Origin of the sequence: Paenibacillus sp. IHBB 3054, from assembly GCF_051594305.1 — a bacterium.
Lineage (GTDB): Bacteria > Bacillota > Bacilli > Paenibacillales > Paenibacillaceae > Paenibacillus_AQ.
In genome coordinates this window covers 343,287-369,965 of sequence record NZ_JBOFBG010000002.1, presented here as the reverse complement: position 1 = coordinate 369,965, position 26,679 = coordinate 343,287, and the positions used below count along the sequence as shown (strand labels likewise).

Sequence of the window (26,679 nt, the reverse complement as noted above, 5' to 3'; positions counted from 1 at the left end):
AAATGTTGTGAAAAAACTTCTGCCAGATAGTCTGGGAAACTACGCAGAACTTTTACCCATATTGGATATTGGAGAAGCATTGGTCGTTGGTGATGCAAGTTTATTGCCCAGTAGAGTTAAAATTGCTGAACCTAAAATGAAACCTGACAGCGCGACAGTTAAGTTTTGGGATAAGTGGTCTCAGAGTACGGTTTCTGATGTATTAGCAGTTGCAGTAGAATCAATGAGAAAGCAATCAAAAAATTAAGTTGGAAATAATACAAGGTGACTTGCAACGGTAACTCAATTAATTAGGGGGACCTTTTTTCCTCCCAATGCGACTCCCAACTATAATAAGCAAAATTCAAGCGAGTTTATTTTTTATAGAGAAGAAAATCACTTAAGCATTGGGGGAATCATAATTGTCCAAGTTGACAGACATAAAGCAAAGAATTCTACAACTAGATGGTGGTGCATTTCAAGAATTATGTGATGCGTATTTATATAAATTAGGATACGAAAATGTATTATCATTGGGCATGAAATCTGGAACCATGAAGACTACAAAGGGTATCCCTGATACATATTTTCTTGATCCAAACGGAAATTATATTTTTGTTATGTACACTACTCAGCAGTCAAACATATTTGAAAAAATACTCGCAGATATTTGCGATTGTTTGAATCCCAAGAAAACTGGGGTAGAGGCAACAGGTATTGCAGAGATTATCTATTGTCATACCTCAGCTAACTTATCTGCGGGGAAAAGCAAAGAGCTGCGCGATTATTGTTCATGCAATGGAGTGTTACTTCAATTATATGGAATAGACGATATAGCCAGTAATATTTATACTCGGTTTCATGGAATATCACGCGATTTTTTAGGGATATCAATTAGTACAGACCAAATTTTTGAAGTTAACGAATTCATATCTGTTTATGATTCGAATGGTATGGCAGCCCCACTTTCAACTACGTTTAAGTTTAGAGAAAATGAAATCAACGAAGTGTTAACTAAAATAGAAAATACTAGCGTTACGTTGATAACAGGACCTGCTGGAGTAGGGAAAACACGATTGGCTTTGGAGTGTTGTCAAAAATATGCATATGAAAATGATTATAGATTGTTGTGCATTCAAAGCAATCGACTTCCTATATATGAAGATTTAAAAGTATATTTAGATACTCCCAACAAATACCTTTTGCTAATTGATGATGCAAATCAACTTTCAGGATTACAACATATACTGCAGTATCTTACAAAGTATAAACAAGGTTATGATGTGAAAATCGTAATAACAGTGAGAGATTATGCAAGGCTAACGACGATTCAAGATATTCGTAATTATACAATTCCAGAGGTTTGTACGATTAGCACGTTTTCAGATGAAGAGATAAAGAAACTTCTGGAGGCTAATCTGCAGATATTAAATACAAACTATCTTGATAAGATTGTCAGGATTGCTGAGGGAAATGCGAGGCTTGCTGTCATTGCGGGGAAGCTTGCGGTTGAAACACAATCCTTATCCAGCATTAATGATGCGACTCAATTGTATGAAGGATATTATGGTAAATATATACAAGAAAATATTTTCGATCAAGATAGAGCTTTGTATGCGGTGGCAGGCATAATTTCTTTTCTTTCAGCAATAAACCTCGAAAGACTAGAATACCTGATACCTGTTTTGGAGAAATTGGACATTTCGGATAAAATGTTCATTAATTGTGTCTATCAATTACATGAATTGGAATTAGTTGATATTTACAACGATAAAGCTGTAAAAATATCTGATCAATGTCTCGGTAATTATCTACTTTCGTATGTATTTATAACGAAGCGGATCATTCCGTTATCAGTAATGCTGAAAGAATTTTTTGGAAGCCATAAACCGCGTGTAATTAATGCGATTAATACTCTAGCAAATATCTTTGCTTCTGAGGATATGCATCAAAAACTTGAAAAAGAAATCAGTATTGTATGGGTTGATTTTGAAAAATCGGGGAGTCCCTTGTTCTTTGATTTTGTAAAAGTGTTTTATAGTACTAGACCAACTGAAACGCTCCTGATGTTAAAAGAAAGAATTGATTCAATACCTCAAGGGAGTTTAGATATTAATTCTATAGATTTTGAGAAACAGAGTCGTAATCAAAGCGTGAATGACGATATTTTAAGCCTTATAGGTGGGTTTCAGGATAGAAGTGATTTGCCAGAAGCTTTGGATCTGTTGTTCGAGTATTACAAAAAAATGCCGCAAGGTTTCATGAATTTCTATCACACAATTATCAATTCTTTTAGTGTTAAAAAAAATTCGCATCGCTATGACTATTGGACACAGATTCAACTGATAAATAAATTTATTGAGCATGCTGATACATGGAAAAATGAAAATGAATGTATTCTTTTTATTAGAGTTGCTGCTGAGTTCCTAAAACTGTGTTTCTCACCTTCAGAAGCTGGGAGAGGAAATACCATCATTATGTATCAAATACCAGTTCAGCTAAGTGAAGGCTCTAAAAAATATAGAGAATTGATATGGAATAGTTTATTTGATTTGTATCAAAATGAAGAAGCATACCAGCATGAAATTGAGACTATAATTAAAAATTATGGACACTACAACAGAGATAAAATAGAGGAAGAATTGGTTCAATTAGATTTCCCATTTATTGTCCGCTTTTTTAGTGATCTTTTTTCACCGAATAGGCTGTCACATTGTATTATTGCAAAAACAGTAGCAGGTCAATTTAAACGTTTGGGTATAGATTTACAGCCATATTTATCCGAATACCTGAATAGTGCTGATTTCCTAATCTATCACATTTTAAAGGGTAAGCGTCACTTAGAAGAATTCGATTGGAAGAAGGAACAAGAGTTTAAGGAGTCTGATATCAGAACGTTATTAAAGGGTTGTACGGAAGAAATGATTCTGAATATAATTCAAATATGTTCAAATTATCAAAAATATGATCCTAAAAATACTTGGGATATTAGTAGTGGGTTGCAGTATGCGTTCAATCACCTGGAAATTAATAGAGAACTTTTTTTATATGCTGTTGATATCTATTTAGCTCACAATACACCTATAGACTTGTATCCTGATCCAATAATTATTAAGTTATTTGAAATTGTTGGTGCTAAGCGAGCCTATGACATTATTAATAAAGTTGAATTTGATCAGAAAAATGCCTGGCAGTTTTCTTTCTATAAGAATCTGCCCTCGGAAACTATTTCGAGACAACTAGTACAAAGCTTATACGACTTTTTATCCTCAAATGAGGGTAATATTACTTCATCACCATACAGAGAAATAGAGTTTTTGGAAAGATATAGACATGTTGATGACGAGATATTTGTAAAAGCAAGCAGAATTATTACGAGAAAGTATGACTATTCTCCTTTTATGTTTTCATTATATTTTCATTCGATGTTTGGGTCGTATGGTGGAGGTATTAATCCTGACATACTAATTAACCGATTCAAAAATGATTTGGGCTTACTGAAAGAAATATACTTTAAATTAATTTCCTACGAAAGACATATAGATATCGACGGACAATATCTAATTCATTTTATAAAGGGTGAATTTTCATTTATCGATGAGTTTATTCAGTATACTTTGAAAGATAGAGACTCTTTGAGGAATGAAGATGAAAACCGGATATCTGTAATTTGGAATTGTGACAACTATATACAACTCGCCGATCATATTTTCAAAGTGTATTGTTATGATGAAGGTATTCAATCATGGCGAGTCTCAGATTACATATCAAGCCTCTTCATAGTCAGAGATAATTCTGATACTCGAATTATTCGTCAAGACGAATGGATATCTCATTTCATCAATATTAATTATGATAATTCAAAGTTCATGAAAGTTTTATTTTCATCTATTACTGACGCTAAGGTTTCAATTGAACGCCGAAAAAAGCATCTTCTGCATTTTATTCAATTAAATACTGATCCCAATTTATTTGAAGAAATTCAGTTGGAATCAAGAAGTTATGGTGGGTGGGGAAGTATGATTCCTTACATGGAAGCAAGAATATCTTTCTTAGAATCTTTGCTTCCGGCTTTAACTGGATTAACTTATTTAAAGCACAAACAAAGAGTTGAGAGGTCAATTGAAGCATGGAGACGGGAAATTGAGCGAGAACAGATTGATGAAGTTCTAAAAGAGTTTTAATTAAATGAAATGAGATAAATCGTAAGATATTAATAAGGTGTTACTTATATGATCTTAGCGAGAAATTGATGACCATGAATTTCCGGTCCCTTACTAAATACTTCTCTGATGTTTGTAGTCTTTTTCATATCCTGAGCCTTCCCCCACCTTTTTGGGTAAACTAACCCTAAGCAATACTTTACCCAAATCCAACACGAAACGAGGTGATGCCCCATGACAACTCACAAAGTACCCAATAGATTAGCCGAGGAGAAGTCGCCGTATTTGCTGCAACACGCGCATAATCCGGTGAACTGGTTCCCTTGGGTCGGAAGAGGCTTTTGAAGTCGCCAAGCGCGACAACAAACCTGTCTTCTTATCTATTGGGTATAGCTAGTTGTTGATTTACACGTACCTGTCATTGATGGGATGTTCGTGAATCAATTTTTATAAAAACTCCTGCTAATAGTGGGGGTTTTTCAGTTGGATGCAGGAACAATGTTCGTATTCTTCCATTTTGAAGTATAATAAAACTATAATTCATCGAGACGTTCTGTCTAATAATATTTAAATATTGAGGTGAAGTTGGTAGTTTCACAAAGTTCGTGAGTACAATGTTAGGTGAAAAACTTCCAAAAAATATTATGGGGGATATTCAAGATGAAATATAAGCTTAAGGATAATATCATTGAAGCCTATATCGGAAACAGTACAATTTCTGGGGAATTGTTACAAGTACTACATAAGGGTTACGTCTTCGATAATTGTCCTTTTCACGAGCATACAGGATATAAATATGACCAAATCAAAGATTTAGAGTTAATGACCATTCCAAACGAGTTTCACTTTCAAATAATGAATTGTTATCAAGGTAAAATCGAACATCCAATGGAGTTAATACCATATCCTTTCATATCAGTGATTTTTTCAAAGACTAGCAACAACTTTTCTATTCTTTTTCAACTTACTGACTATGATAATGAGGAAGATTGGAGAAATGAGATCAAATGGGTTTATGAGTACTATCTTGAAGAACTGAAAAAGCAAGTTGAACAGATTTCTAACCTAGGTTTTATCACTTTACCTCATGTTCATGGGGAAAACGCTTATGTAACAGTAATTGATAAAACAGCTATAACCATACATAACGCATTTAATAGAGCACTTCCAATGATTAATGAACTTATATTTAATACAAATATGTCTTTGCAAGGAATTAATAAATTTATACAGGCGATAAAATATTGGGGGAATAATAAAGTTAATAGTAGAGAAAGTGATTGGCATGAGTTTTTTGTTCAAAACAGTTGGATTTTATCACAATGTTTTGCTGCCCCATTTCTGGTGTTTAATGATAAAGCTTATGTTGGAGGGAAGAATATAAGTAATAAGAATGGTAGTATTCTTGATTTTATTTATAAGAATAATCTGATTGATAACATTGCATTACTGGAAATAAAAACACCAACTGCACATTTAATTGGTAGAGAATATCGAAACGATATTTGTTCTGTTTCCTCTGAATTAACTGGTAGTATTAATCAGATATTAAACTATAAAGATAAACTTCAAAAAGAATATTTTGTCAATAGATACAATTCAAATATAAACTTTTCAGTGTTGAATCCTAAATGCATATTAATAATAGGAAACCTTGAGAAACTAAATGAGATTGAAAGAAGATCATTTGAGTTATTTAGAGCGGACTTGAAATCCATTGAAATTATTACTTATGATGAATTATTCGAGAAGATAAATTTATTAAAAGATTTGATAACATAATCACGGAAGTGTATGGTGCTACACGATGTCAAGACAGAAAATTTAATATCTTTAAGGTGTGAAAAAAATTACAAAGTCAGTACGCCACCGGGTAAACGGGTGGAGGGCAAGACCCAAGCGAAGGCGCGGGAGGGGAACGAAGTTCCCTCCGTTATTCGCTTGTGGATACGAGTGTAGCCTCACGGTTATACACCACTGCGGGCGTGAAGTTTTGCAGCGATTGATGAGGTAAGTAGTGATTGTGCAAGTGGATGTAATGCTGCACCCCCTGCCGCGTCTCACGGGGACTGCTGTACTCGTTGATATAAATCTCATTCTACTTCAAACTACGCCAGAAGCGCTCAATGACAATGTTGTCTTTGGCTCGGCCTTTCCCGTCCATGCTGATGCGAATCTGCTTTTCCTTCAGCAAATTAATATACTGTGGACTGGTGAAATGACTCCCTTGGTCGCTGTTCACAATCGTAGGCTGGACGCGTTCAAACGCGCGCTTCATCGTTTCCAGAACAAAGCCGATCTCCAGCTCTGATCCAATTGCCAGTCCACAATATAGCGAGAATACCAGTCCATGACCGCGTAGAGATACATCCAGCCCTGAGTCATACGGATATAGGTGATATCTACGCTCCAGACCTGATCAGGCGCAGTGATGGGTAACTTGCGCAGTAGGTAGGATAGATGCGGTGCTGCAAATCCCGTTTGCTCAGGTTCGGCCCGGGATAGACCGCCATGATGCCCATTTCCCGCATGTATCGCCGAACGGTGTTCGGATGAATCGAATCGCCTTCCCGGTTCATAATGGCGCAATCTTCCGGTAGCCCAGGAAGGTATGCTTCGTGTAGAGCTCGTCAATCCGGTGTTTGAGGCGAACTTCCTCCGGGGAGGGAGGAACCGGCTTGTAATACAGGCTGGAGCGATTCAGGCTGAGCAGGTCGGCTTGGACCTGAATCGCCAGGTCAGGAGTATCCCATTCGAGAAGGTGCAGCCGCTCGTCTCGGGTGAGATTAGCGGCCAGATTTTTTTTGAGCCACGACAATTGAGTGGTGAGTTTGCCCACCTCGGCGTAGAGTTCTTCGATCTGCTGTTCATATTCTTTTTTCATTTTGGTGATGCCCTTGCGGTCGTCCACAAATAGTTGAGACAGGTTCTGTATCGCTTCATTTTTCCACCGGTTCAGGACATTGCTATGGATTCCTGACTCGGAGGCTAACTGCGAGATGGACTTTTCTTCTTTTAGAATCTCCAGCACAATCCGTGCTTTTTCTTCTGTGTAAACGTTCTTCTTGATGTGGGCACAACTAAGGATCTCCTTTTTTGCTGTCTAGTTTCTATGTAGCATTATAATCTGATCCAACATGTCAACAAGTACAAGAAATGTCTAAACGAGAAGGTTTCCAAATTCTTAGTCTTATTGAAATTTTTCTTTTGATCAAATCTATGTTTTAATCTGAGCTTTAAAGCAAAATTAGTACTTACGCTGATTAAATTTTCTTGGATTTGGATGGTGAGATAGACTATGAGTTTAACAGTTAGAGAATCTTATAATCGATATTTCAATGAAGCAATCTTTACTAGTGAAAGAACAAAACAAGCTTATACAAATAAGATAAATCTTTATACAAACAATTATTCAAGTTTATCAATTCAAGCAGTTTTAAGTGAGGCTGTACTTAAAATGTATATTCAAAATAACACAAACCCTTTAATGACAATCCCGGCATTAAAACATTACTATAAATATGTTTATAAAACGTGTTTGGAAATAGAAGAATTTCCTGTTTTCCCAATTAATTCAGAGCTATATAGAGGTGAAGTTGACGAAGAGAAAACTGTGTACCTAGGTAGTGACTTTGATTATTTACAACTCTTTGATGATACATTCTATTCACATTTAAATTTTGAACCTATAATTATTACGTTAAAAGCTTGCATGGCTATTGGATTAGGAGCGGCCTTTGACACTAACCAACTTACAGAGCTAAGAATGCAAGATATTTGTGTTGATCAAAACAGTGTGAAGATTAGAAATCTTCACTCAAACTTTTATAGCAATTGGATAAATATGAATGGTACTTTGGGGCAATACATAAGGACTTATCATAATTTACGTATAATTAATAATAACATCGAGAGTGATCTTTTCTTTGAAAGAATATGGGATATGAAAGGTGCTAGACACATTGTTCACGACCCAGATATTTGGGAAGGAAAAAAACCATCTCATGTCACCCAACAATGGATTTCTTATATTCTTAAATATATTTCAAACGAATTGGGCTTACCAAGAATTGAAACTAGACATTTGAAAGTGAATTCAGTTCTCCATTATTTGTACAATTCAGGGACTATAGGAATTGGTAGTCTTGTAAGGACCTTTGGTTGGGTTAGCTTTGTTGAGAAGGCAATCAAAAGATATTTCTCAGAATCTGATTTATCTGAGTTAAATATAGAAATGGATATTCTTGATTCATCTGAGGACGGAGGTAAGGAATATTTTTTTCCACTTCCACATCGGATGATAGAAGCATAATTTCCGATGTGGAAAAAAGGCTAAGTGATTACATTTCTAATAATATCGAGGAATATTTCGCTCGTAAGAGAACAAGGAATCAAAAAAAAGTTAAAGAGCTAAAAGAAATGTATAAACAATGTTGTCAAATTTGTGGTGTACCCATTGTCTTTTATGGAACTGAAACAAGAGGCGTTGCATATTCAGAAGTATGCCATATATGGCCACATGGAGAAGGCGGACCTGACATTCATTCTAATATGGTTGTGCTTTGCCCTAATCATCACATTATGTTTGATCTTGGAATAATCACGATTCTACCGGATAAACAATATAAAATATTCCATATTGATGTTAAAAGCCCTTTACATAACAAAAAAGTAGTTCTATTAAAACATCAGTTCTCACTGGAATGTCTGAATTACCATTATAATCATAAATTCTTACCAACAGGTAGACTCATTCTAGAATCGTATTAGTTTAAAAATGATGGTTCTAGTCTTCAGTTACTATAGCTTGTTTTATTTTTTTATTGGGTATGATAATCTTGATCGCAACATTTTTCCTGAAAAAGGGGGATATTCCCTGACAACTCACAAAGTACCCAATAAATTAGCCAAGGAAAAGTTACCATGGCAACACGCACATTACCCGGTGAACTTGCTGTGTGTTGCTGGTTACGGAGTGGTGTTTGAAGGTTACATTATTTTTTTGAAAAGTCAGATCACCAGAAAATAGTAAAACTACGGGTTGGAGGTAGAAAATATGGGGTACTCTTATAGCGGCATGGTAGATGGATTAAAAACATTTTATAGTTCTATGCGTCAGCTTAATGTGGAGATAGGAACTTTCGAACATAAATACAATAATGTTATATCAGATGCTATATTTGATACTAGAGATTCAGGCGGGTGGAAGCTAACATTTATCAAAAGAGCAAGTGGCAATGTTCTATGTGTTCCAATTCAAAAAGGATACCGTTTTTCTATTACCGGGAATGCAGAATATAACGCTCTCATTGAATATTTTGGAATTGGAAGTGGTAAAGGGCAATTCAGCATTAAAGACTTTGTTGATTATTTAGATAAGCAAATTCCCACTGAATACAGACTATCCGATAACAAGAGAAAAGCAATACTAAAGTATAATAAGTTAGATAATGAGAGTGATGGAATCTATCCCATAGGTATTAAAAACTGGGAAGTTATCCATGCTAAGAATCCAGAATTACCAGAAGATAAATATCATAGAACTCCAAAAAACTTATTAAAAACTAAAGAACTATATCCAGACATATATAATGCAACTAAAGATATGGATATAACAATTATGTACGGAACAGATTCTGGGGAAAATACTGAAAAAATAAAGGCTGGTAAAATAGATTATAAGAATTAACGTTATTGACCCACACGTACCTGTCATTGATGGGATGTTCGTGTGAATCAATGTTATTTAACTCCTCCTAATAAATATTGGTAGGAGTTTTTACATGTAGATTTTTCAATGCGGATGGATTTACAAAATATGTAATATGCTATCTTAATTATGAAAGAGCATCCAATAGATGGTATATTGAACTTTTATTTACCATTTTAACATGGGGAGGAAAGGTGGAAATGAAAAATTCGCTCAAGAAGGCAAGCACAATTATGCTGGCTTTTACTCTGCTGCTTGGATTGATGACAGCGCCGCCCGTTCATGCAGACAACGCACTTTTCACAATTGAAAGCGAAAACGCTCAGCTCACCTCCGATCTTCAAGTGACGACCCAAATTTACGGACAACCCAAACCCGGATACTCCGGAAACGGATTTGTCTGGATGCAGAATTCCGGCACAATTACCTTCACAGTGACTGTCCCGGAAACCGGCATGTATACGATCTCCACCCGTTATATGCAGGAGCTCAGTGCTGACGGCAGGCTTCAATCTTTAACCGTTAACGGCGTTACGAAGGGTTCGTATATGCTGCCCTATACGACCACGTGGTCGATTTTCGATTTTGGCTATCACAAGTTGAATCAAGGCAGCAACATCACGGGATTTCACCCAAATTCAAAGTAGTAAATACCAGTGATTCAGCGATTAAGCTTAGTGATGTGAAGCTCCGGTATTACTACACGATTGACGGCGAGAAAGATCAGAGTTCCTGGATCGACTGGGCCAGCATCGGAAATGCGAATGTAACCGGCAATTTCGTTAAGCTGGCTACTCCGGCTGACGGAGCCGATTATGTTCTAGAAATTGGCTTCACGAGTTCGGCTGGAACACTTAATCCCGGCCAGAGCGCAGAAATTCAAACCCGGTTCTCCAAAATCGACTGGTCCAATTACAACCAGGCTAACGATTACTCGTTCAAGGCATCCGGCAGTCAGTTCATCAACAATGAACAGGTTACCGGGTATATGAGCGGTCAGCTTGTGTGGGGGATTGAACCTTAAGCAGGCGGACAAGTCGCACCGTTCCTGGAAGATAAGCCGGAGAAATAGATACAAGAATATGGCTGTACCTACTAAGCCAATTGTTACCGCTAATTCCAGGCAAAGTTTTAGCCTAAACGTGAACAAGCTCCTGTGATTATCACACGAGCTTGTTTGTGCTGCGGATTATTATTTTAGTGTGGCGATACCAGCGTGATGGCGTGACTAGTGTTACTAACGAGACTAGTCTGACTAACCTAACTGGTGTATCGGCCCTCAGTTCCGGCTCAACCGGCTCAGCTCCGGGGAAGCTTACTGCCGTACCGGGTCCGCAGTAGCTGAAGCTTATCCAGCTTGCGCAGACTGCGCTCCTTGCTCAGTAGCCCCACGCCGAGGATCAGATTCTCGATAATGTAGGTCGGGCCAACCATGGAGTGAAACTCCCATACTTCGCCGCGTCCCGCGTACAGCACGATATCGGCATCATAGGAACGGGGGAAGACCAGTCTGTCGGTAATCAGGATGACCACATACCCCGCTTCGCGCGCGTAATCGAGAATCACCTCCGTTTCCGGCAAAAGCTGGACAAATCCGAACACCAGCACAACATCCTTTTTCCCGGCATGCATCAACGTTTCCAGCAGCTCGTGACCGCTCGGGGCCATCCGTTTGATCGTAATTCCAAAGCGGGCCATACGGTAAGCCATCAGTTCAGCGAGGCCCGCACAGGGTCCGGGACTGTAAACATAGATTTGCCTGGCCGCAGACAGGGCTTCTACCGCACGTTGCAGCAGCGCGTCATTCAAATACCGGCTGGTCTCCTCCAGATGATGCGAGCTGATTTCCAGCAGCTTTTGCGGGAGGGAGCCGCTTCCGGTTCGCTGCATCACATCGCGCATTTTCTCGGACGGAGTGGATTCAAAACGGAAACGGAGGCGGTTTTTGAAGTCCTTGGCATGCTTGAACCCGGCGGCTTTCCAGAACCGGGAGACCGAAGCGATGCTTAAGCCCAGCTCGTTGGCGATCTCCTGCTCGGTCATGTAGAGGACGCGCTGCTCATTTTTGGGGATGAAATCGGCAAGGATCCTTTGATTCGGTGAAAAGGGACGGCGGTTCCAATCTTTGTACATAGCGGTAAGGCCTCCTGATTAGAAGATTCTGCTTCCACTATACGGCGCCAGTGTGTTGTAAATATTTTTACACCGTTAAAAAAACTGAAAAAAACATTACATTGCATTAACAATCGGGAAAAGCTGTGCTGACACGCACTTTCTATACTTAAGGTAATTTCCTGGAGGGGGCCGATTTGTTCATGAGTACGTTAAAAAACCGTTATACGCTGACCCAATCGCAAAAAATGATGATTTTTGTGCTGTCCATGTCCTTGTACGGGTTGTCCAACATGTTCACGGAGCTGATTCCAAGCCTGCAGCTTGGGCCGATTGAGCTGTCTGTCGAGTATTTCGCCTTCATCCCGCTCACGCTCTGTATGTTGTTTCATCCGCTGTATGCCGCCGTGGGTGCTGCTGTCGGAGAAATAATCTTCGGCGAGCTGATGCTCGGCCAATTCGGCGGTCTGGGAGAACTGGAGAAATTCATTACTTTCTCACTGGCGATGTACACAGCAGGCCGCATGGTCTCCGATCCCAAGAACCGCAGGCAGGTTGGGGTGGCGGCGATCAGCGGGGTGGCCATCCACCAGTTCTTCAGCTCGGTCATCGACATCGTCAAGGTATGGGTCGGGGTAGAGGAGCTGGAAGCCGTTAAAGGACTGGCCGAAAGTATTGTAATCATCGAGGGTGTGGGTTTTCTGAATGATGTGCTGTTCTCCGGCATCCTGTTTGCGCTGTTGCCGACGTTATACCTGGTGCCGCGTTTATACGGCAAAATCGAACCCCTGCTTGGAATGAAACCCCGCGAACGGAATATGAAATACGCCAGCGGTGCCTGGCTGTCACCGAAGCTCGTCATTGGCGGAATCATCCTGTCACTACTGGCGCTTGGTGCGGAGCTGCTGTCTGAATCCGGCTGGAGCATCGGTGAGTTCGAGCTGCCTGGGGCCGAATCTCATGAGGGAAGTCTGATCTGGCTGAGCATGCTGGCCGCTGCGGTTGTTGCTGCAGCTGTGATTATTGTGCTGCTGCGCCGTGCTGCCCGCAGGCGGCAGGGGGGAGGCCAATTTGATGCGTAAACCGGTACTTGAACTGAAGGAAGTAACGTTTACGTATCCGGGTGCCGAGCAGCCGGTGCTGCGGGAGGTATCGCTCAAGCTTCAGGAAGGTGACTTTATTGCGGTGATGGGCAGCAACGGTTCGGGGAAATCCACGCTCTGCAAATGCTTCAACGGCCTGATCCCGCATTATTACACTGGTGATTTTGAAGGTGAGGTTTTGCTGCGCGGAGAATCTGCAACCGGGAAAAGCGTAAGCCAGCTCTCCAGACATATGGGCTATGTTTACCAGGATTTTGAGAATCAGCTGGTCCGTCCGACTGTGCTGGATGATGTATGCTTCACCCCGCTGAATTACGGCCTGGCCGATTACCGGGAGCGGGGAGAACGGGCACTTGCGCTGACCGGACTCAGCGGTATGGGCAGCGAATTCATCTGGCAGCTCAGCGGCGGGCAGAAGCATTTGCTTGCGCTGGCCGGAGCGCTGGCGATGGACCCGGATATTCTCGTCATTGACGAGCCGGTCGCACAGCTTGATCCGCAGCATGCCCGCCAAATCTACGACATTCTGCGCCGGCTGAATGAACAGCACGGCAAAACCATCGTCGTTATCGAGCATCATGCTGAGTTCATTGCGGAATACTGCCATTCGGTTGTGCTGATGGACGGCGGCAGGCTGCGCTGGCATAAGCCGGTGCGCGAAGCGTTGTCTTCGGTGGAGGAACTGCTGGCGCTGGGCATCTATCCGCCCGATGTGACCCGGGCAGCCTGGATGCTGCAGCCCGGACCCCGGAGCGGAACGCTATATCCGCTGAACACGGGGGAGAGCGGCGGCTGCTTCATGCGCCGCCGCGGCATCGAATGGTCCGCCATTGCCGCAGAGCAGCTTCCCGTACCCGTTGAGCGGAAGACGGAGGCCATTGTCAAGATGGATAAGGTCCTGCTCTCCTACCGGACCATCCACAAAACGGTGCATCCTGTGCTGAAAGGAATTAACCTGGAGCTGCACTCCGGGGAATCGGTTGCACTGATCGGCAACAACGGCGCAGGGAAGTCTTCGCTGATGAAGCTGATTGCCGGCATCACCACACCAACCGGAGGAACCGTTCATGTCAAGGGAATGAAGGTGAACGGCTTGCCGCCGGAGCGCCTCTCCGGTATTGCCTCCTACGTGTTCCAGAACCCGGAGGATATGTTCATCGACGACTCCGTGCGTGGAGAGATCGCCTATTACTTGAAGGCAAGGCGGCTCGCGGATACGGATGAAATAGTAGAAGCGATGATGGAGGCCTTCCGTCTGCATGAGCTGGCCGAGCGTGACGCCCGCCTGCTCAGCGGCGGGCAGCAGCGCCGGGTTTCGCTGGCGATTGGCGCGGCTGTCCGTCCGGCAGTGATGCTGCTGGATGAACCTACCGCCAACCTGGATATTTCAACGAAGCAGGAGATGGTAGAGGTGCTGGAGACGCTGCGCAGTCACGTGGAGACTGTGGTCATTGCCACCCATGACAGGGAGCTGGTAGCGGAATGGGCCAGCCGGGTGATCGTGATGAACGACGGGATGATTATTGCCGACGGCAGCAAGGATGAAATATTCTCCGACGACGCGTTGCTGCGCCGCGCCGGGCTGGCTGAAACCCAGCTCATGGAGCTGAGCCGGATGCTGGGGCTGCCCCGCATCTGCTGCAGCCTCGAAGAATTTACCAGTAATGTGGAATGGAGAAAGGAGGCGGTTACGCATGGTGGAAACAGTCAAACGGGCACTTAACCGGATTTCAGTCGAGCAGATCAAGCTGGAGCTGCTTGGCAATGCTTACAACAGCAGCAGTACTTTTCTCGGCAGGCTGGACCCGCGCACGCTGCTGATCTGGTATGTATTCTTCGCGATTGCGCCCTGGTTTGTGTACAACCGGACGATATTGCTCGGTATGTTTGTGCTCGTGGTCATCACGACGATCCTGTCCCGGGTGAGTCCCTATATCATATTTATTCTCTGCCTGGGGTTGATCAGCCAGATCGGCTGGATGTTCCTGGTGTCACTGTTCTTCGGGGGCGGGGCAGAATCGCTGCTGCCCATGTTGACGCTGACGCTCAAGCTCTCCGTCATTTCACTGGCGAGCATTACCGTCTTCTCCAGTCTGGACCCGGAGCGGCTCAGTGATGGACTGTCCTCGCTAGGGGTACCGGATGCTTTTGCCTTCAGCTTGTCCTACGGTTACCGGATTCTGCCCACACTGCTGGAAGAGTTTCACCAGATCCTGCTCTCGTTCAGATTGAGAGGCCAAAGGCCGCTGAAGCATGGAATCCTGTACTGGCGCACTGCCGCTTATTATTTGCGGATTATCGTGCTGGTCTTCTATCCATTGATGCTGAATACAGCCAAACGTTCCCGGACAACCGTCGAAGCGCTGGAGACCAGAGGGTATACTTATGCAGTGAAGAATCCGCAGGTGCGAAAGATGAAGCTGTCATATCTGGCTATGAAACGAACCGACTGGGCTTTTATTGCAGGCTCTGCCGTGTATATAGGTTTGCTGTTTCTCGCGGGTTCTGCCTATCCAAATTTGCTCTATTAAACTCACCCTCAAGCACAAAGGAGAGAAATCCATTTATGAATATAGATCTGCACACCCATGGCAAGCTGTCCAAGAAATCAAGCTTCTCCCCGGATTACTTCCGGGGGATGGTCAGTGAGGCTATAGCGAACGGCCTGGATGCCATCGCCCTGACTGAACATTTCAACACTTCCAATTTCTTCGCGATGTATGAGACGCTGGACCGTATGTATCCTTACAATGGCCATTATTACGAGGCGGACGGCTTGAGAATTTTCCCGGGAATGGAAGTGGATATTGCCGAGACCGGCCATATTCTGCTGATCGGTCTGAAGGAGCATATTCTGGATGTCCGTTTCAGTCTTGAGGATTACACCAAAGAGGGGCATTTCATACCGTTCCGTCAGCTGCTGGATCTGGCTGATTCCCGGGACTTGTGGAAAATCGGAGGCCACCCGTTCCGGAGCTCCACTCCGCTGCATCATCTGGACCCGGAGCAGCTGGCCCGGCTGGATGCTTTTGATTTCAATGCCAAGGATATTTACATGCAGGGAGCAGAGGCGTACCGCGCATTAATTACTCCTTTTGCTGCCAACCTGGGTGTACCGGTCATTGCCGGAAGCGACAGCCATCAATGCCTGCAATATGGCAGCGTGGTGAATAAGCTGGAATACGCCTGCTCCACGATGAAGGAATTGAGGGAAGCAGTGCGTAAGGGCCATTATTCCATAGAAGTTTCACCCTGCCTGTACACCAAAGTGAAAGCCTCGGTCATGATGAAAAAGCTGCTGAAGCAAATGTCGGGCGAAGCCCCGTCCAGGGATGAGGCTGAGGAATACTCGGCTTAGCATGTAAAGATCTGAAGCCCAGTACGATCCCGCCGGGACTACAGAATCAAGCTTAGGATGCGTTTGTCATCTTAAACTTGTTGGCACGATCAAAGGTTGCCGCCATCTTGCAGCTTGCCGAAGAGTGACTTAATTTCTTCCACATCCTTGCCGACATAGACCAGGCGTTACCGCTCCTACAGTTCCAAACTTTTCCTCCATTCCTTTTCCCCTATGTTATTCTTTAGTTCAATCTTTATAGGAATAATGAATGAGACAGGACGACCCCTAAATAGACTGCTTTCTGTCGCTCTTGGCGGCGGCAAAGCAGTCTTGTTTGTTTTTTATAGCTTGTTAACGTTCCATTCATAATACTTTGATAACCTCTATAAGTGTTAGGGCGGATGATTATCCAATCCCGATAAATGATGAACGGAGGATAAATGATGTTTACAACGATGAAAAAAAGGCTAGTCACTGGTCTGGCCGTCTTGGCTGTTCTAGGTACCGGGTTAGGGGAAACCCTGATGTTTTCCGGGAAAATGGCCTCGGCCGAAACGGCTCAAGCCAAGCCAGAGGTGCATCAGATTGAAGCGCCAGGGAATCTTGATGACACTGCGGGGCTGACTACCTTCGTTGATGGAATCATGGAAGAAGATATGAACAGGCTGCACATTCCGGGAGCGGTCATCTCCATTCTGAAGGACGGCAAGATTATCCTGGCGAAGGGATACGGGAGTTCCAACCTGGAAAAAGCTGCACCGGTTGATCCCGCAACCAGCATGTTCCGGATCGCTTCAACCACCAAGCTGTTCACCTGGACGGCGGTGATGCAATTGATGGAGCAGGGCAAGATTGATCTGGATACCGATATTAATACCTATCTGAAATCAGTGAAGATACCTGCTACCTATCCTGAGCCTATCACAATGCGTCATTTGATGACACATACAGCCGGGTTCGAAGAAGGCGGCGTCGGCTATCAAATCACCACGGACCCTGCCAAACTGCCGGGGTCGATCTCCGAAACGCTCGACAAGCATATGCCGGCACGGGTAAGACCACCAGGCGAGATCAGTTCCTATTCCAACTATGGCGCCACACTCGCGGGCCTGATTGTGGAGGAAGTAAGCGACATTCCTTACAATGATTACATTAAAAAGTACATTTTCGATCCGCTGGATATGAAACATGCAACCGTAGTGGAGCCTTTGCCGGAGCAGTTCAAACCTTACGAAGTTCTGGGTTACACAAGCAAGAACGGCAGTTTTGTTCCCGGTACACCTACATTCGAAGGTGGCTTTCGTCCCGCCGGCTCAGGTACAGTATCTGCAGAAGACATGGCTCACTTCATGATCGCTCATCTGCAGAACGGGAAGTATGGTGACAAGGAGATTCTGAGAGCAGATACGGCTAATTTAATGCATTCAACGGCATTTCAATTCGACAAACGTATGCCGGGAGTGGATCTTGGATTCGCCGAGAAACGGTATAACGGCCTGAGTGTTATTGCCCATGGCGGTGCGGACCCGATGTTCAACACGGAATTGTATCTTGTGCCTGCCAAGAATGTCGGCATCTTCGTCTCCTACAATGGCGGTCAGGGCAGTGAGTCCGCAGAAGGTCTGGTTCAAGCATTCTTTAACAAATATTATCCTGCTCCTGTAACTCAGCAGCCTGTGATTTCCGCTTCTACGGAATCTCTAGAAAAGTATGCGGGCTCCTATCAATTTACACGCCGCAATTTCAGCGACATTGATAAATTTTTCAGTTTTTTCTCCCAGATTAATGTGACCGTCTCAGACAATAAACTTTCCTTGGGAAGTGGCAGTGAGCGACAATTATATGTCCCTGTGGACACTAATCTGTTCCAGCATGAGGGAGGCACGGAACAAATCGGATTCCGCACCGACGACTCCGGGAAAGTCACACATATGCTCTTGGAAGCTATTCCGGATATGCCGCTGGAACGCACACCGCTCATAGATAAGAACAAGTTCTGGTTTGTCCTGCTCGGCGTCTCGAGCCTGATTTTCCTCACTGCTCTGCTGGGACTACTGTTCTCCAGACGCAAGCTCAAGGCGATGACGAATCCTGAAAAATGGGCGATTCGACTCTCCGCAGCGACGGCGGGTTGGGGACTAATAAGCTTTTTTACAACATTTGCAGTGCTTATGTCGTTGGACACGCTGGAGAGACTCAGCAGTGTCAGTACCTCATTTTATCTCGTTTTAGCCATGCCTGTAATATTCGTTGGAATGACTCTGGCTTTGCTTGTCTCGGCTGTGCTGGCTTGGAAGAACAAGTACTGGACGGCTTTCACGCGCGTGCATTACACGCTTGTCGCACTTTCGGCTGTGGCACTTTGCCTGTTCTTCTACCATTGGAATCTGCTGGGCTGGCAGTTCGGCTAAGGCCATTTCTTGCCAAGAACAAATCATATATAATGTAAGCCTAAGAGAGGAGGATGATCGTGGCTACTATACTTATCGCGGATGATGATGCGAACATCCGAAAGCTGATGTCTTTGTACTTGCGAAAAGAAGGCTTTGAAATCAAAGAGGCCAGCGATGGCGTCCAAGCGCTGTCCATCGTGGAGAACTCGCGGGTGGATCTCGTTATTCTCGATATTATGATGCCAGGATTGGACGGTTGGGATCTGTGCAGAGAAATCAGGCGCTGGGATGCCAACCTCGCCCTCCTGATGGTAACAGCCAAAGCAGAGTCGGCACACAAGGTGAAAGGATTCCGACTGGGGACGGATGATTACCTGACCAAGCCGTTTGATCCCATTGAGCTGGTGATGCGGGTAAAAGCGCTGCTTAAACGCTCGCTGGTCATTTCTTCCCAGACTGTGCAGGTGGGCAATGTTGAGCTCAATCGCCGTACCTTTCAGGTTACCCGTGGAGATGAGTCGGTCATTATTCCTTTGAAGGAGTTCGAGCTTCTGTTTCTGCTGGCCAGCCACCCCGGACAAATCTTCACCAGGGAGCAGCTGATTATGCAGATCTGGGGTTTGAACTATGAAGGGGATGGCCGGACCGTCGATGTCCATATCAGCCGGCTGAGGGAGAAATTCACCGGCAACGACGAGCGATTTCAAATCGAAACGGCCCGCGGCCTGGGCTACCGGCTGATTCCTGAGCCATGATCAAGACCTTGTACGTGCGTGTCATTCTCACGTTTCTCGGCATCATTATTTTTAGCCTAATATGCTCTTTTCTCATTGGTCTATATGTCTTTCAGAAGCAAATAAGCTATGAGGGTCAGAACGAAATGATCGCAGTGGGCAAGGAAATCATTCATCGCTATGATGACGCCAAACCTAAGGATACGGATGAGTTCCTGAACAGCATGGTTAAGGTATCCGCACACCCGATCCACTTGTACAATCCTTCCGGAGAACATACCTTCTATGGGCTTAAAAATAATCCGGCTGTCATCATCACCCCCGAAGCTGTCAAACAAGTGCTGCATGGAAAGTTCTATCGTTCCAGCGCCGATGATAAGGATACATTCATTGGAATGCCGTTTCTGCTGAAAGGGGAGTGGCATGCGATGTTCCTGCAGTATTCCGCCGAGAACGAAAATATCGTTAACCGGATGATGCTCTTCGTGCTTCTACTCGTGCTATTGCTCGGCAGTATATGTATTCTCATTGCCGCCAGGTATCTGGTGGAGCCAATCAAAGCACTGACAAATGCAACGAAGAGGCTGGCAAAGGGTGATTTCGAAGTAGAGTTAAAAGTGAACCGCGTGGACGAAATAGGGGATCTGACGCAAAGCTATGTGGAGATGGCCGGGGAGCTCAAGCAGCTGGAGCAGATGAGGCAGGACTTTGTGTCCAATGTCTCTCACGAAATTCAGACACCGCTGACGTCTATTTCCGGGTTTGCCAAGGCTTTGCGAAGCGATGATCTGGTAGTGGAGGAAGAACGCAGCGAATACCTTGATATCATTATTGTGGAGAGTGAACGTCTGTCCAGACTCAGCGATAATCTGCTGAAGCTTGCTTCCCTGGACTCCGAGCACCATCCTTTCGAAGCAGGCTCCTTTAATCTTGACGAGCAGATTCGAACCGTCGTTGTGACCTGCGAACCGCAGTGGTCGGCCAAAGGCATCGTCATTGATCTTGAGCTGCCGGTGGCTGTCAAAATCAAGGGAGATGAAGATCAGCTTAAGCAAGTCTGGATGAATCTGCTTAGCAACAGCATCAAGTTTACACCGCAGGGCGGGAACATCCGTATCGGGATAGACGTAGGTGCAACAGAAATATCCGTTACCATTAGCGATAACGGGATCGGTATTTCCCCGGAAGAGTTCAGCGCGGTATTCCAAAGGTTCTATAAAGTCGACAAGTCACGGAACGGGAACAATAACGGCAACGGCCTGGGACTGGCGATTGTGAAGAAAATTGTCTCTCTGCATCAGGGGAGTATCGAGGTGGATGGTGCAGTAGAAGAGGGCACAACGATTATCATCAGACTGCCTTTCTCTCCATCTGCTGTGGCCAGCCGGAAGGGCCATAAGCCCTCTGGTGATGATCTGGTGGAAGGGAATTAAGCTGACTTCTGCAGATTGCATTGCCCCATAAGTACTCATGAAGCACACTTAAGGGGTTTTGTGATGGTGGGAATGCCGCACGCCCTGCATGATGAAATCTTTGAACTGGCGATCGTTAGCCTTGTCTTCTTCAGTGACTTCTCCGCCGCGTTGGTGGGCAATAATAACGGCTTTTTGCAAATACATGAAATACAGGTGGGTGGACTTCAGCAGAATGTCCATCCACTTTGTTTTTTCCCCGGGAGCTACCGGTACGGTCTCCAATTGCACTAGCCGCGTGTACCACCCCTGCATCGCTTGCTTGAAATCAGGCAGGTCAGCGGGATTCTTGGACAGAGTGCTATAGTAGACTCCAAAAATGGCATCGTAATAGATCAACGACTCTTGATGCTCCCTAAGCGCCAAATACTTGTCCAGAATAATCTCCAGAGATTCTTCGGGCTGCTCGAAACTAAAGTCAAACAGCAGCTGTCCGAACATCCGCTCCAGATTCTCAACATAGATCTGGGCGGCTAATTCTTCCTTGTCCTTATAATGATGATACAAAGTACGCCGGGAGACGCCGGTCTCTTCTGCAATCTGAGCCATATCGGTGCGCTCAATGCCTTGCGCACAGAATAGGTTCAGCGCTGTATCCTTAATCATCTCCCGCGTCATTTGCATCTGCTTTTCACGCAGCTTCATGTATCTTCTCTCCTGCCTCTTGCCATTTTTCCTTGTGCTAAATGTCTTTAAATCTTAATTGTGCTGAGCTTACTCTTACTTCTCAAGGAACTTGCTGCCCACCGAATAGGGCTTCTGATGGTTAACCGCATCCCCCAGCCATTTCAGCAGTGTAACTCCGTCCTGTTCTGCTTGAAAAAAAGTCTCTCGCGTTGCAAATGTGTGCGGGGTTGTGCCCTTCTCAGCATCCAGTCCATAGTCAGTCAGATAATAATAATAATTCGGTAACGCGGCGTCCAAAGAACGCACGGATGCCTGCATTTGCTGTGACCATTCGTTGATCTTCTTCTGGTCCTGTGGCCCTTTATAATCATTGATGTTGTTCTGAAAGTGAATCAGGATCTCGTCAAATAACGAGTAGGATTGTAATAGTACGGCATTGGGCGGCAGGAGATGTCCGTTGGCTTTAAAGGCTGCCCCGATGATATCCGCTTCAGCGGGATAACCAAATGTCTTGGTAAAGTCAGCGTGCCATTCCTGATCCACAACCTTCGGCCATTTGTCCGATTTCAGGAAGGAGCTGTCGGAATATTGATAAATCTCGGAGTCCTTATAATGACTGGCAATCTCCTCCGCCCAGAAGGCGGAGCCGAACCCGCCGGCACTTTCGCCTGCGATGAGCAGCTTGTCGGGCTTATCCGCATTAGCATAAATCCAGTCGAGGCTGCTCCGCACGTTATTGCTGCCGTTATAGCGCATAGTGAAGGGGGTGCCGTCTTCCTTCTTATATTCCGCATTGTGCTTGCCGATATGGAAGTCACCGGTCGAATAAGGCAGATATACAACATTCCAGCCGTTGAAGGGGTTGTCAGGGTTATCCGTGTCCATCATGCCTCTCAGCAAGGAGAGCATATAGAAGGGGATGTTGGGAAAATAATTGCCTGTATCCCCGCCCTTAATGAAATTCATGATCTTGATCGGATGCTCGGCGCTTTTGGCATCCCAACTGGCCCCGCCTCCGGAAAAGAAGATGATCCAGTTATTGTTTTCCCCTTTTTTATTCCATAGAAAATACTCTGAACCATCACTGGAGATGACATTTCCGTCCAGCTTGACTTTATTCCACTTGTAAGGCTTCACTTCTGCCAGTTCGGAGGTTGTGGTCGCCGGTCTCTTGATTACAAAAGCGCTGATCGCAAGAACGGCAATCAAAATAAGACTCAACAATCCAATTCCTGTGAACATCGTGATTTTCCCTATTCTTCTCATATCCATCTCTCCCTTAATGGGAGTATACGTCAAGTTAATTCGTTGCACAAGGTGTATACTTTAATAATGATGAATATAGTTGGTTGTCTCTATAAGGCTTGACGACTAGGCCATCACAAATTGAATTGCTCACTCTGAGATCTTAGGATGCGTTTGTCATCTTAAGCTTGTCGGCACGTTCAAAGGTTGAGTACTGCGCTTTTTGGACAAATATAATATTACAGCAATTACTGACCAATATCCTGCAATGGCAGCGGCAGAAAGCTCTACGCCGAAATTCCCTCCAGTCAGCAAGGTGGAATCCGAGGTTAATCTGTAAGAGAGAATAACATTCTTAATAGGTTTTGTGCCAATATGTAAAATATCACCAATCATAACCATGTTCCATACAGCATGCACTATCGCGCTGCTCCAAATGGAGCCGCTTCGGTACACGATTAAGGAGAACATAATGCCGACACTGGTCCCCCCGACGAAGAGCAGAAGCAGATCAGCGGCATTGAGGCCTGCGCCTATCGCATGGATCAAACCGAAGATGACAGACGGCACCCAGATTGCTACCGTTTTTCCCCACCGCAGTTCAAGCGATTTCATAATGATTCCCCTGAAGATCATTTCTTCAACGATACCTGCACCCAGCCCAGTGCCGACAATTGCTGTTACAATAATGAGGGCAGTCTCTCCTGCATCCATGTTGCCGGGAATATACTCACCGGGCAAGCATAACAGGATTGCCGATACAGCAACAGGCAGTGTAACGGCACACAGCAGCCATCTTGCAGCAGCACGCGGTCTATGTATGCGGCATTCCTGTAAAGACAGCTTCAGCATCCGTTCACTGAACAGCTTAACTCCCAGATAGGCAAGTGCAATATACAGCAAGTAATATAGAACAATGGATACCGTGTGCGGAAAGGGTACCAAGTAGATCAGACTTGCAATAACTTGGGCAAGGACCAGAACCAGGATTCCTCCAACGATAGCCAGTAAGGCTTTGCCTGTAGAGAGGCCGGCCCTCATGCTTTTTTCACTCATAATCAGTCTCCTTCTTGAATGTTGTCCCTTGCTAGTATATCTTCATACTAATTCCCGTAACAACGGACCTTAGTCTAGCTTTTTATCGAACAGGATTTCGCCTGCCTGACAGAGAAATACATAGAAACGATCTGCACATTCGGTTGACCGGGAAGGAGATGACATCTTATGCGGAGTGAAAAGTCAGTGATCGGACAGCTGGTGCAGTACAAGGCGATGAACGCAGCTCCTGTCGTTGTGATGATGTGCGGTGTGGCTGGGTCGGGTAAAACAACCTTTGCTCAAAAGCTGGAGAAAGAGGGATTCGTCCGTCTTTCAATAGATGAAGACATTTGGGCTTCTCACGGACGTTTTGGCGTGGATTACCCTGAAGAGAGTTATGAGCAGTATAAAGAACAATCCGAGATGAAGCTGCGCGGGGAGCTGGTCCGCCTGATCCAGGCGAAGCAGCATGTCGTCATCGATTTCAGCTTTTGGCAGCGTCAAAGACGGAACGATTACAAGCAGCTGATTGAACAGCATGGCGGCGTGTGGGAACTGATTCATTTGAAGGTTGAGCCTGAGGAATTACGGCAGAGGCTGCTAATCCGCAGTGAACGTTTTGATGCCAATGCGGCGTTTCCAATCACTGAAGACACGCTTACACGGTTTTTAAACGGTTTTGAGACCCCTTCTGGGGAAGGGGAAACAGTAGTCAAAGTATAGATCATTCTCACATCCCCAAAATGCTAAGTTTATAAAATATACCCAGTCCAACACTGAAATTTCGTGTTCTGACTGGGTATTTGCTTGTTGTAATCGTATAGGTTAAGACTTAACTTGCTATTCTTTCTTTTCTTTAGGCGTTACCCTAGCCGGTCGAACGACCCAATTGCTGCGGTTCATCGGTTTTACTGTATCAATCCGCGGATTCGGAATCTCAGGAGCGACCTCGGCTGGGTTGGTCGATTCTGCGGATTCATTGTCCGTTACATTTTTCTTCGCCAGTCCGCCTCCGTTATGCTTACCTTTGTTCCACACTCTGTTCTTGCCCATGGTTACACTCCATTTCTATACGCTGATTTATTTACCATATCACAACATCGAAAGGTAAGAAAGTACACTTGAGACTGCTATTTCAGTTACCGGGAGTCTTCATACAGCAAAAATAGTCCGGAAAGTGAGTTAATGTACCCCTAAGCATAAAACAAATGTTTTGACAAGTTATAAAATGTACTATTGATTCGTGCTTATGGTGACTATAATAATATAGAATTGAAAGGAGAGCACCCTGATGCCCATCAAGATAATTACGGATAGCGGTTCCGACATCCCCCTTGAGTACGTTGACCAATATGATATTACTGTAGTCCAGCTGCCGGTTCATTTCGGACATGAGCTGATGCCGGAAGATACGGAAACGAAGGCTTTTTATGCTAAAATGCGTGAATCGAAGGAACTGCCGACCACAGCAAGTCCCAGTCCGCAAGTCTTCCTGGATAAGTTCAAAGAAGTGGAAGCAGGCACTGACATTATGGTCGTCTGCATGTCCTCCAATATTAGCAGCACCTATCAGGCCGCGATGATCGCCAAGGAAATGTATGAAGAAGAAGGATTTCCGAATGCGATTGAAGTTATAGATACGAAGAGATTTTCCGGTGGACTGTCCCTGATTGTCGCCTTCGCGGCGAAATGGTCTGTGACCTGTTCAAGCCTTGCGGAATTGAAAGAAATGATTCTTCTCAAATCCCGGGAAGTGGAAGCATTCTTCACACTGGATACTTTGGAAAATGTAATCAAGGGCGGACGGCTGAACCGTTTGTCGGGCGCGGTGGCTTCGGTGCTGAACATCAAGCTGCTGCTCAAAATCAGCGAGGAAGGTACAGTTGAGGTGGTGGAGAAAACCCGCGGGCTGCCCAAGGCACTCAACCATCTGCTGGCTAAGCTTGAGGAGAAGCAGCATGATTACGAGAAGGCGGTTATTGCCATTGTGCACAGCAACTGCGAGAAGCTGGCCCTGGAGATTAAAGAACGCATTCTCGAAAAGCACCCCTTTAAAGAGGTCGTATTCTCCAGCATGGGACCGGTTATGGGCACCTATGCCGGCGAAGGCGGAATCGGAGTGGCTTTTTAAAGGGATGTAACCCTAAATAAGATAAACAAGCCGTACATGGGAACTAGCCCCGCGTGCGGCTATTTTGTTTTCCGGGAGACCTGTCTGGGGCGGCATTCTATACGATATGGGAGGGGAAGACACCTTACTATAGGCATCAGCATAGACTGAAGCAAAACCAATTACGGAGGTCAACCAACATGTCGACATATAATTCCAGCCAGCAAGCGACGGTTATCTATCAAGCCGACCCTGCTGTAGTCCAGCATCTGCACGGAGTCCGTGAATCTCTGCACCACACCTGCAAGCCCTACTTAAACCACAAAGTGAAAGTACAGACGATTGACGGACTCAAGCATGAGGGAACTATTGCGGGAATGGACAGTAAAAATCTGTACCTGACAGTTACCGCTACCACACAATCTGTACGCGGATACTATAATCCCTACTACAAACCATTCCCGCCGGGTCCGGGCTACTATCCATATCCCGCGCCGATTAACAATAATGTGATCTTGCCGCTTGTGCTGTTCGAGCTGCTCGCCATCTCTTTGATCTAATCCCGGGCCTATCACGAATAGAAGACATGATCTGGATCATCGGCAGCTCTGCCGTATGTTCTGGTCATGTCTTTTGCCGTTTGTATCTGTATA

21 protein-coding genes and 4 pseudogenes are annotated in these 26,679 nt (G+C 44.6%); 19 read left to right on the top strand and 6 right to left on the bottom strand.

The annotated features are described in order from the left end of the window. The 4 genes and pseudogenes from ACQ76X_RS05405 to ACQ76X_RS05390 form a co-directional block, all read left to right on the top strand. A pseudogene (locus ACQ76X_RS05405) lies at positions 1-247 on the top strand (ATP-binding protein); the annotation flags it as partial. A gap of 154 nt (positions 248-401) precedes the next feature. After that, entirely contained in the window at positions 402-4,163 is a 3,762-nt protein-coding gene (locus tag ACQ76X_RS05400) for a hypothetical protein (RefSeq protein ID WP_438492092.1), read from the top strand. A gap of 213 nt (positions 4,164-4,376) precedes the next feature. Beyond that, positions 4,377-4,536, top strand: a pseudogene (locus ACQ76X_RS05395) (DUF255 domain-containing protein); the annotation flags it as partial. Between the two features lie 266 nt (positions 4,537-4,802). Then, positions 4,803-5,924, top strand: coding sequence for a Shedu immune nuclease family protein (locus ACQ76X_RS05390; RefSeq protein WP_438492090.1), 1,122 nt, complete (start codon positions 4,803-4,805; stop codon positions 5,922-5,924). A 151-nt stretch (positions 5,925-6,075) separates the two neighbouring features. Here ACQ76X_RS05390 and ACQ76X_RS05385 read toward each other — a convergent pair. Then, positions 6,076-7,212, bottom strand: a pseudogene (locus ACQ76X_RS05385) (IS3 family transposase). A 228-nt stretch (positions 7,213-7,440) separates the two neighbouring features. On the opposite strand from ACQ76X_RS05385, the gene ACQ76X_RS05380 reads away from it, so the two are divergent. The 5 genes and pseudogenes from ACQ76X_RS05380 to ACQ76X_RS05360 all read left to right on the top strand — a co-directional run bounded on the left by ACQ76X_RS05380 (position 7,441) and on the right by ACQ76X_RS05360 (position 10,876). After that, positions 7,441-8,454, top strand: coding sequence for a hypothetical protein (locus ACQ76X_RS05380; RefSeq protein ID WP_438492088.1), 1,014 nt, complete (start codon positions 7,441-7,443; stop codon positions 8,452-8,454). An 8-nt stretch (positions 8,455-8,462) separates the two neighbouring features. After that, positions 8,463-8,912: an HNH endonuclease gene (locus ACQ76X_RS05375; protein WP_438492086.1), complete on the top strand. Its 450-nt coding sequence runs from the start codon at positions 8,463-8,465 to the stop codon at positions 8,910-8,912. A 286-nt stretch (positions 8,913-9,198) separates the two neighbouring features. Continuing rightward, positions 9,199-9,831, top strand: coding sequence for a DUF6037 family protein (locus tag ACQ76X_RS05370; RefSeq protein WP_438492084.1), 633 nt, complete (start codon positions 9,199-9,201; stop codon positions 9,829-9,831). A 221-nt stretch (positions 9,832-10,052) separates the two neighbouring features. Further along, positions 10,053-10,469, top strand: a pseudogene (locus ACQ76X_RS05365) (beta-mannosidase); the annotation flags it as partial. Further along, a complete protein-coding gene (locus tag ACQ76X_RS05360; protein ID WP_438492082.1) occupies positions 10,421-10,876 on the top strand; it encodes a cellulose binding domain-containing protein in 456 nt (151 codons plus the stop codon). The pseudogene ACQ76X_RS05365 and the gene ACQ76X_RS05360, both read left to right, overlap by 49 nt. A 275-nt stretch (positions 10,877-11,151) precedes the next feature. Here ACQ76X_RS05360 and ACQ76X_RS05355 read toward each other — a convergent pair whose 3' ends face one another. Next, positions 11,152-11,985, bottom strand: coding sequence for a MurR/RpiR family transcriptional regulator (locus tag ACQ76X_RS05355; RefSeq protein WP_438492080.1), 834 nt, complete (start codon positions 11,983-11,985; stop codon positions 11,152-11,154). A gap of 182 nt (positions 11,986-12,167) precedes the next feature. Between ACQ76X_RS05355 and ACQ76X_RS05350 the strand changes: the two genes are divergently transcribed. From ACQ76X_RS05350 to ACQ76X_RS05320, 7 genes are all read left to right on the top strand, one after another. Further along, positions 12,168-13,046, top strand: coding sequence for a cell division protein FtsQ (locus tag ACQ76X_RS05350; protein ID WP_076110150.1), 879 nt, complete (start codon positions 12,168-12,170; stop codon positions 13,044-13,046). Beyond that, a complete protein-coding gene (locus ACQ76X_RS05345; RefSeq protein WP_438492078.1) occupies positions 13,039-14,790 on the top strand; it encodes an ABC transporter ATP-binding protein in 1,752 nt (583 codons plus the stop codon). Before ACQ76X_RS05350 ends, ACQ76X_RS05345 begins: the two co-directional genes overlap by 8 nt. Further along, positions 14,762-15,598, top strand: a complete 837-nt coding sequence (locus ACQ76X_RS05340) for an energy-coupling factor transporter transmembrane component T family protein (RefSeq protein ID WP_438492076.1) — start codon at positions 14,762-14,764, stop codon at positions 15,596-15,598. Before ACQ76X_RS05345 ends, ACQ76X_RS05340 begins: the two co-directional genes overlap by 29 nt. A gap of 35 nt (positions 15,599-15,633) precedes the next feature. Then, the gene (locus ACQ76X_RS05335) at positions 15,634-16,425 is read left to right on the top strand and encodes a PHP domain-containing protein (RefSeq protein WP_438492075.1); all 792 of its coding nucleotides are present in this window, start codon (positions 15,634-15,636) and stop codon (positions 16,423-16,425) included. Between the two features lie 422 nt (positions 16,426-16,847). After that, complete coding sequence (locus tag ACQ76X_RS05330) at positions 16,848-18,818, top strand: serine hydrolase domain-containing protein (RefSeq protein ID WP_438492073.1); 1,971 nt, start codon at positions 16,848-16,850, stop codon at positions 18,816-18,818. A 59-nt stretch (positions 18,819-18,877) separates the two neighbouring features. Next, complete coding sequence (locus ACQ76X_RS05325; RefSeq protein ID WP_438492071.1) at positions 18,878-19,555, top strand: response regulator transcription factor; 678 nt, start codon at positions 18,878-18,880, stop codon at positions 19,553-19,555. 125 nt (positions 19,556-19,680) lie between these two features. Continuing rightward, positions 19,681-20,967 (top strand): HAMP domain-containing sensor histidine kinase, encoded by a 1,287-nt coding sequence (locus ACQ76X_RS05320; protein WP_438492069.1) that lies wholly within the window; start codon positions 19,681-19,683, stop codon positions 20,965-20,967. A gap of 48 nt (positions 20,968-21,015) precedes the next feature. On the opposite strand, the gene ACQ76X_RS05315 is transcribed toward ACQ76X_RS05320, so the two are convergent. The 3 genes from ACQ76X_RS05315 to ACQ76X_RS05305 all read right to left on the bottom strand — a co-directional run bounded on the left by ACQ76X_RS05315 (position 21,016) and on the right by ACQ76X_RS05305 (position 23,934). Beyond that, on the bottom strand, positions 21,016-21,651 hold the full coding sequence (locus ACQ76X_RS05315; RefSeq protein ID WP_438492067.1) for a TetR/AcrR family transcriptional regulator: 636 nt from the start codon (positions 21,649-21,651) through the stop codon (positions 21,016-21,018). Between the two features lie 75 nt (positions 21,652-21,726). Then, complete coding sequence (locus ACQ76X_RS05310; protein WP_438492065.1) at positions 21,727-22,899, bottom strand: pectin acetylesterase-family hydrolase; 1,173 nt, start codon at positions 22,897-22,899, stop codon at positions 21,727-21,729. A gap of 156 nt (positions 22,900-23,055) precedes the next feature. Then, positions 23,056-23,934 (bottom strand): lysostaphin resistance A-like protein, encoded by an 879-nt coding sequence (locus tag ACQ76X_RS05305; protein WP_438492063.1) that lies wholly within the window; start codon positions 23,932-23,934, stop codon positions 23,056-23,058. A 168-nt stretch (positions 23,935-24,102) separates the two neighbouring features. On the opposite strand from ACQ76X_RS05305, the gene ACQ76X_RS05300 reads away from it, so the two are divergent. Then, complete coding sequence (locus ACQ76X_RS05300; RefSeq protein WP_438492061.1) at positions 24,103-24,639, top strand: AAA family ATPase; 537 nt, start codon at positions 24,103-24,105, stop codon at positions 24,637-24,639. Positions 24,640-24,756: 117 nt separating this feature from the next. Here ACQ76X_RS05300 and ACQ76X_RS05295 read toward each other — a convergent pair whose 3' ends face one another. Continuing rightward, positions 24,757-24,969, bottom strand: a complete 213-nt coding sequence (locus ACQ76X_RS05295) for a hypothetical protein (RefSeq protein WP_438492058.1) — start codon at positions 24,967-24,969, stop codon at positions 24,757-24,759. A gap of 238 nt (positions 24,970-25,207) precedes the next feature. Here ACQ76X_RS05295 and ACQ76X_RS05290 point away from each other — a divergent pair, with 238 nt between their 5' ends. Together ACQ76X_RS05290 and ACQ76X_RS05285 are read left to right on the top strand one after the other, a co-directional pair. Then, positions 25,208-26,047: a DegV family protein gene (locus ACQ76X_RS05290; RefSeq protein WP_038593654.1), complete on the top strand. Its 840-nt coding sequence runs from the start codon at positions 25,208-25,210 to the stop codon at positions 26,045-26,047. Positions 26,048-26,226: 179 nt separating this feature from the next. Beyond that, entirely contained in the window at positions 26,227-26,586 is a 360-nt protein-coding gene (locus ACQ76X_RS05285) for an acetyl-CoA acetyltransferase (RefSeq protein WP_438492056.1), read from the top strand. Positions 26,587-26,679 lie beyond the last annotated feature (93 nt).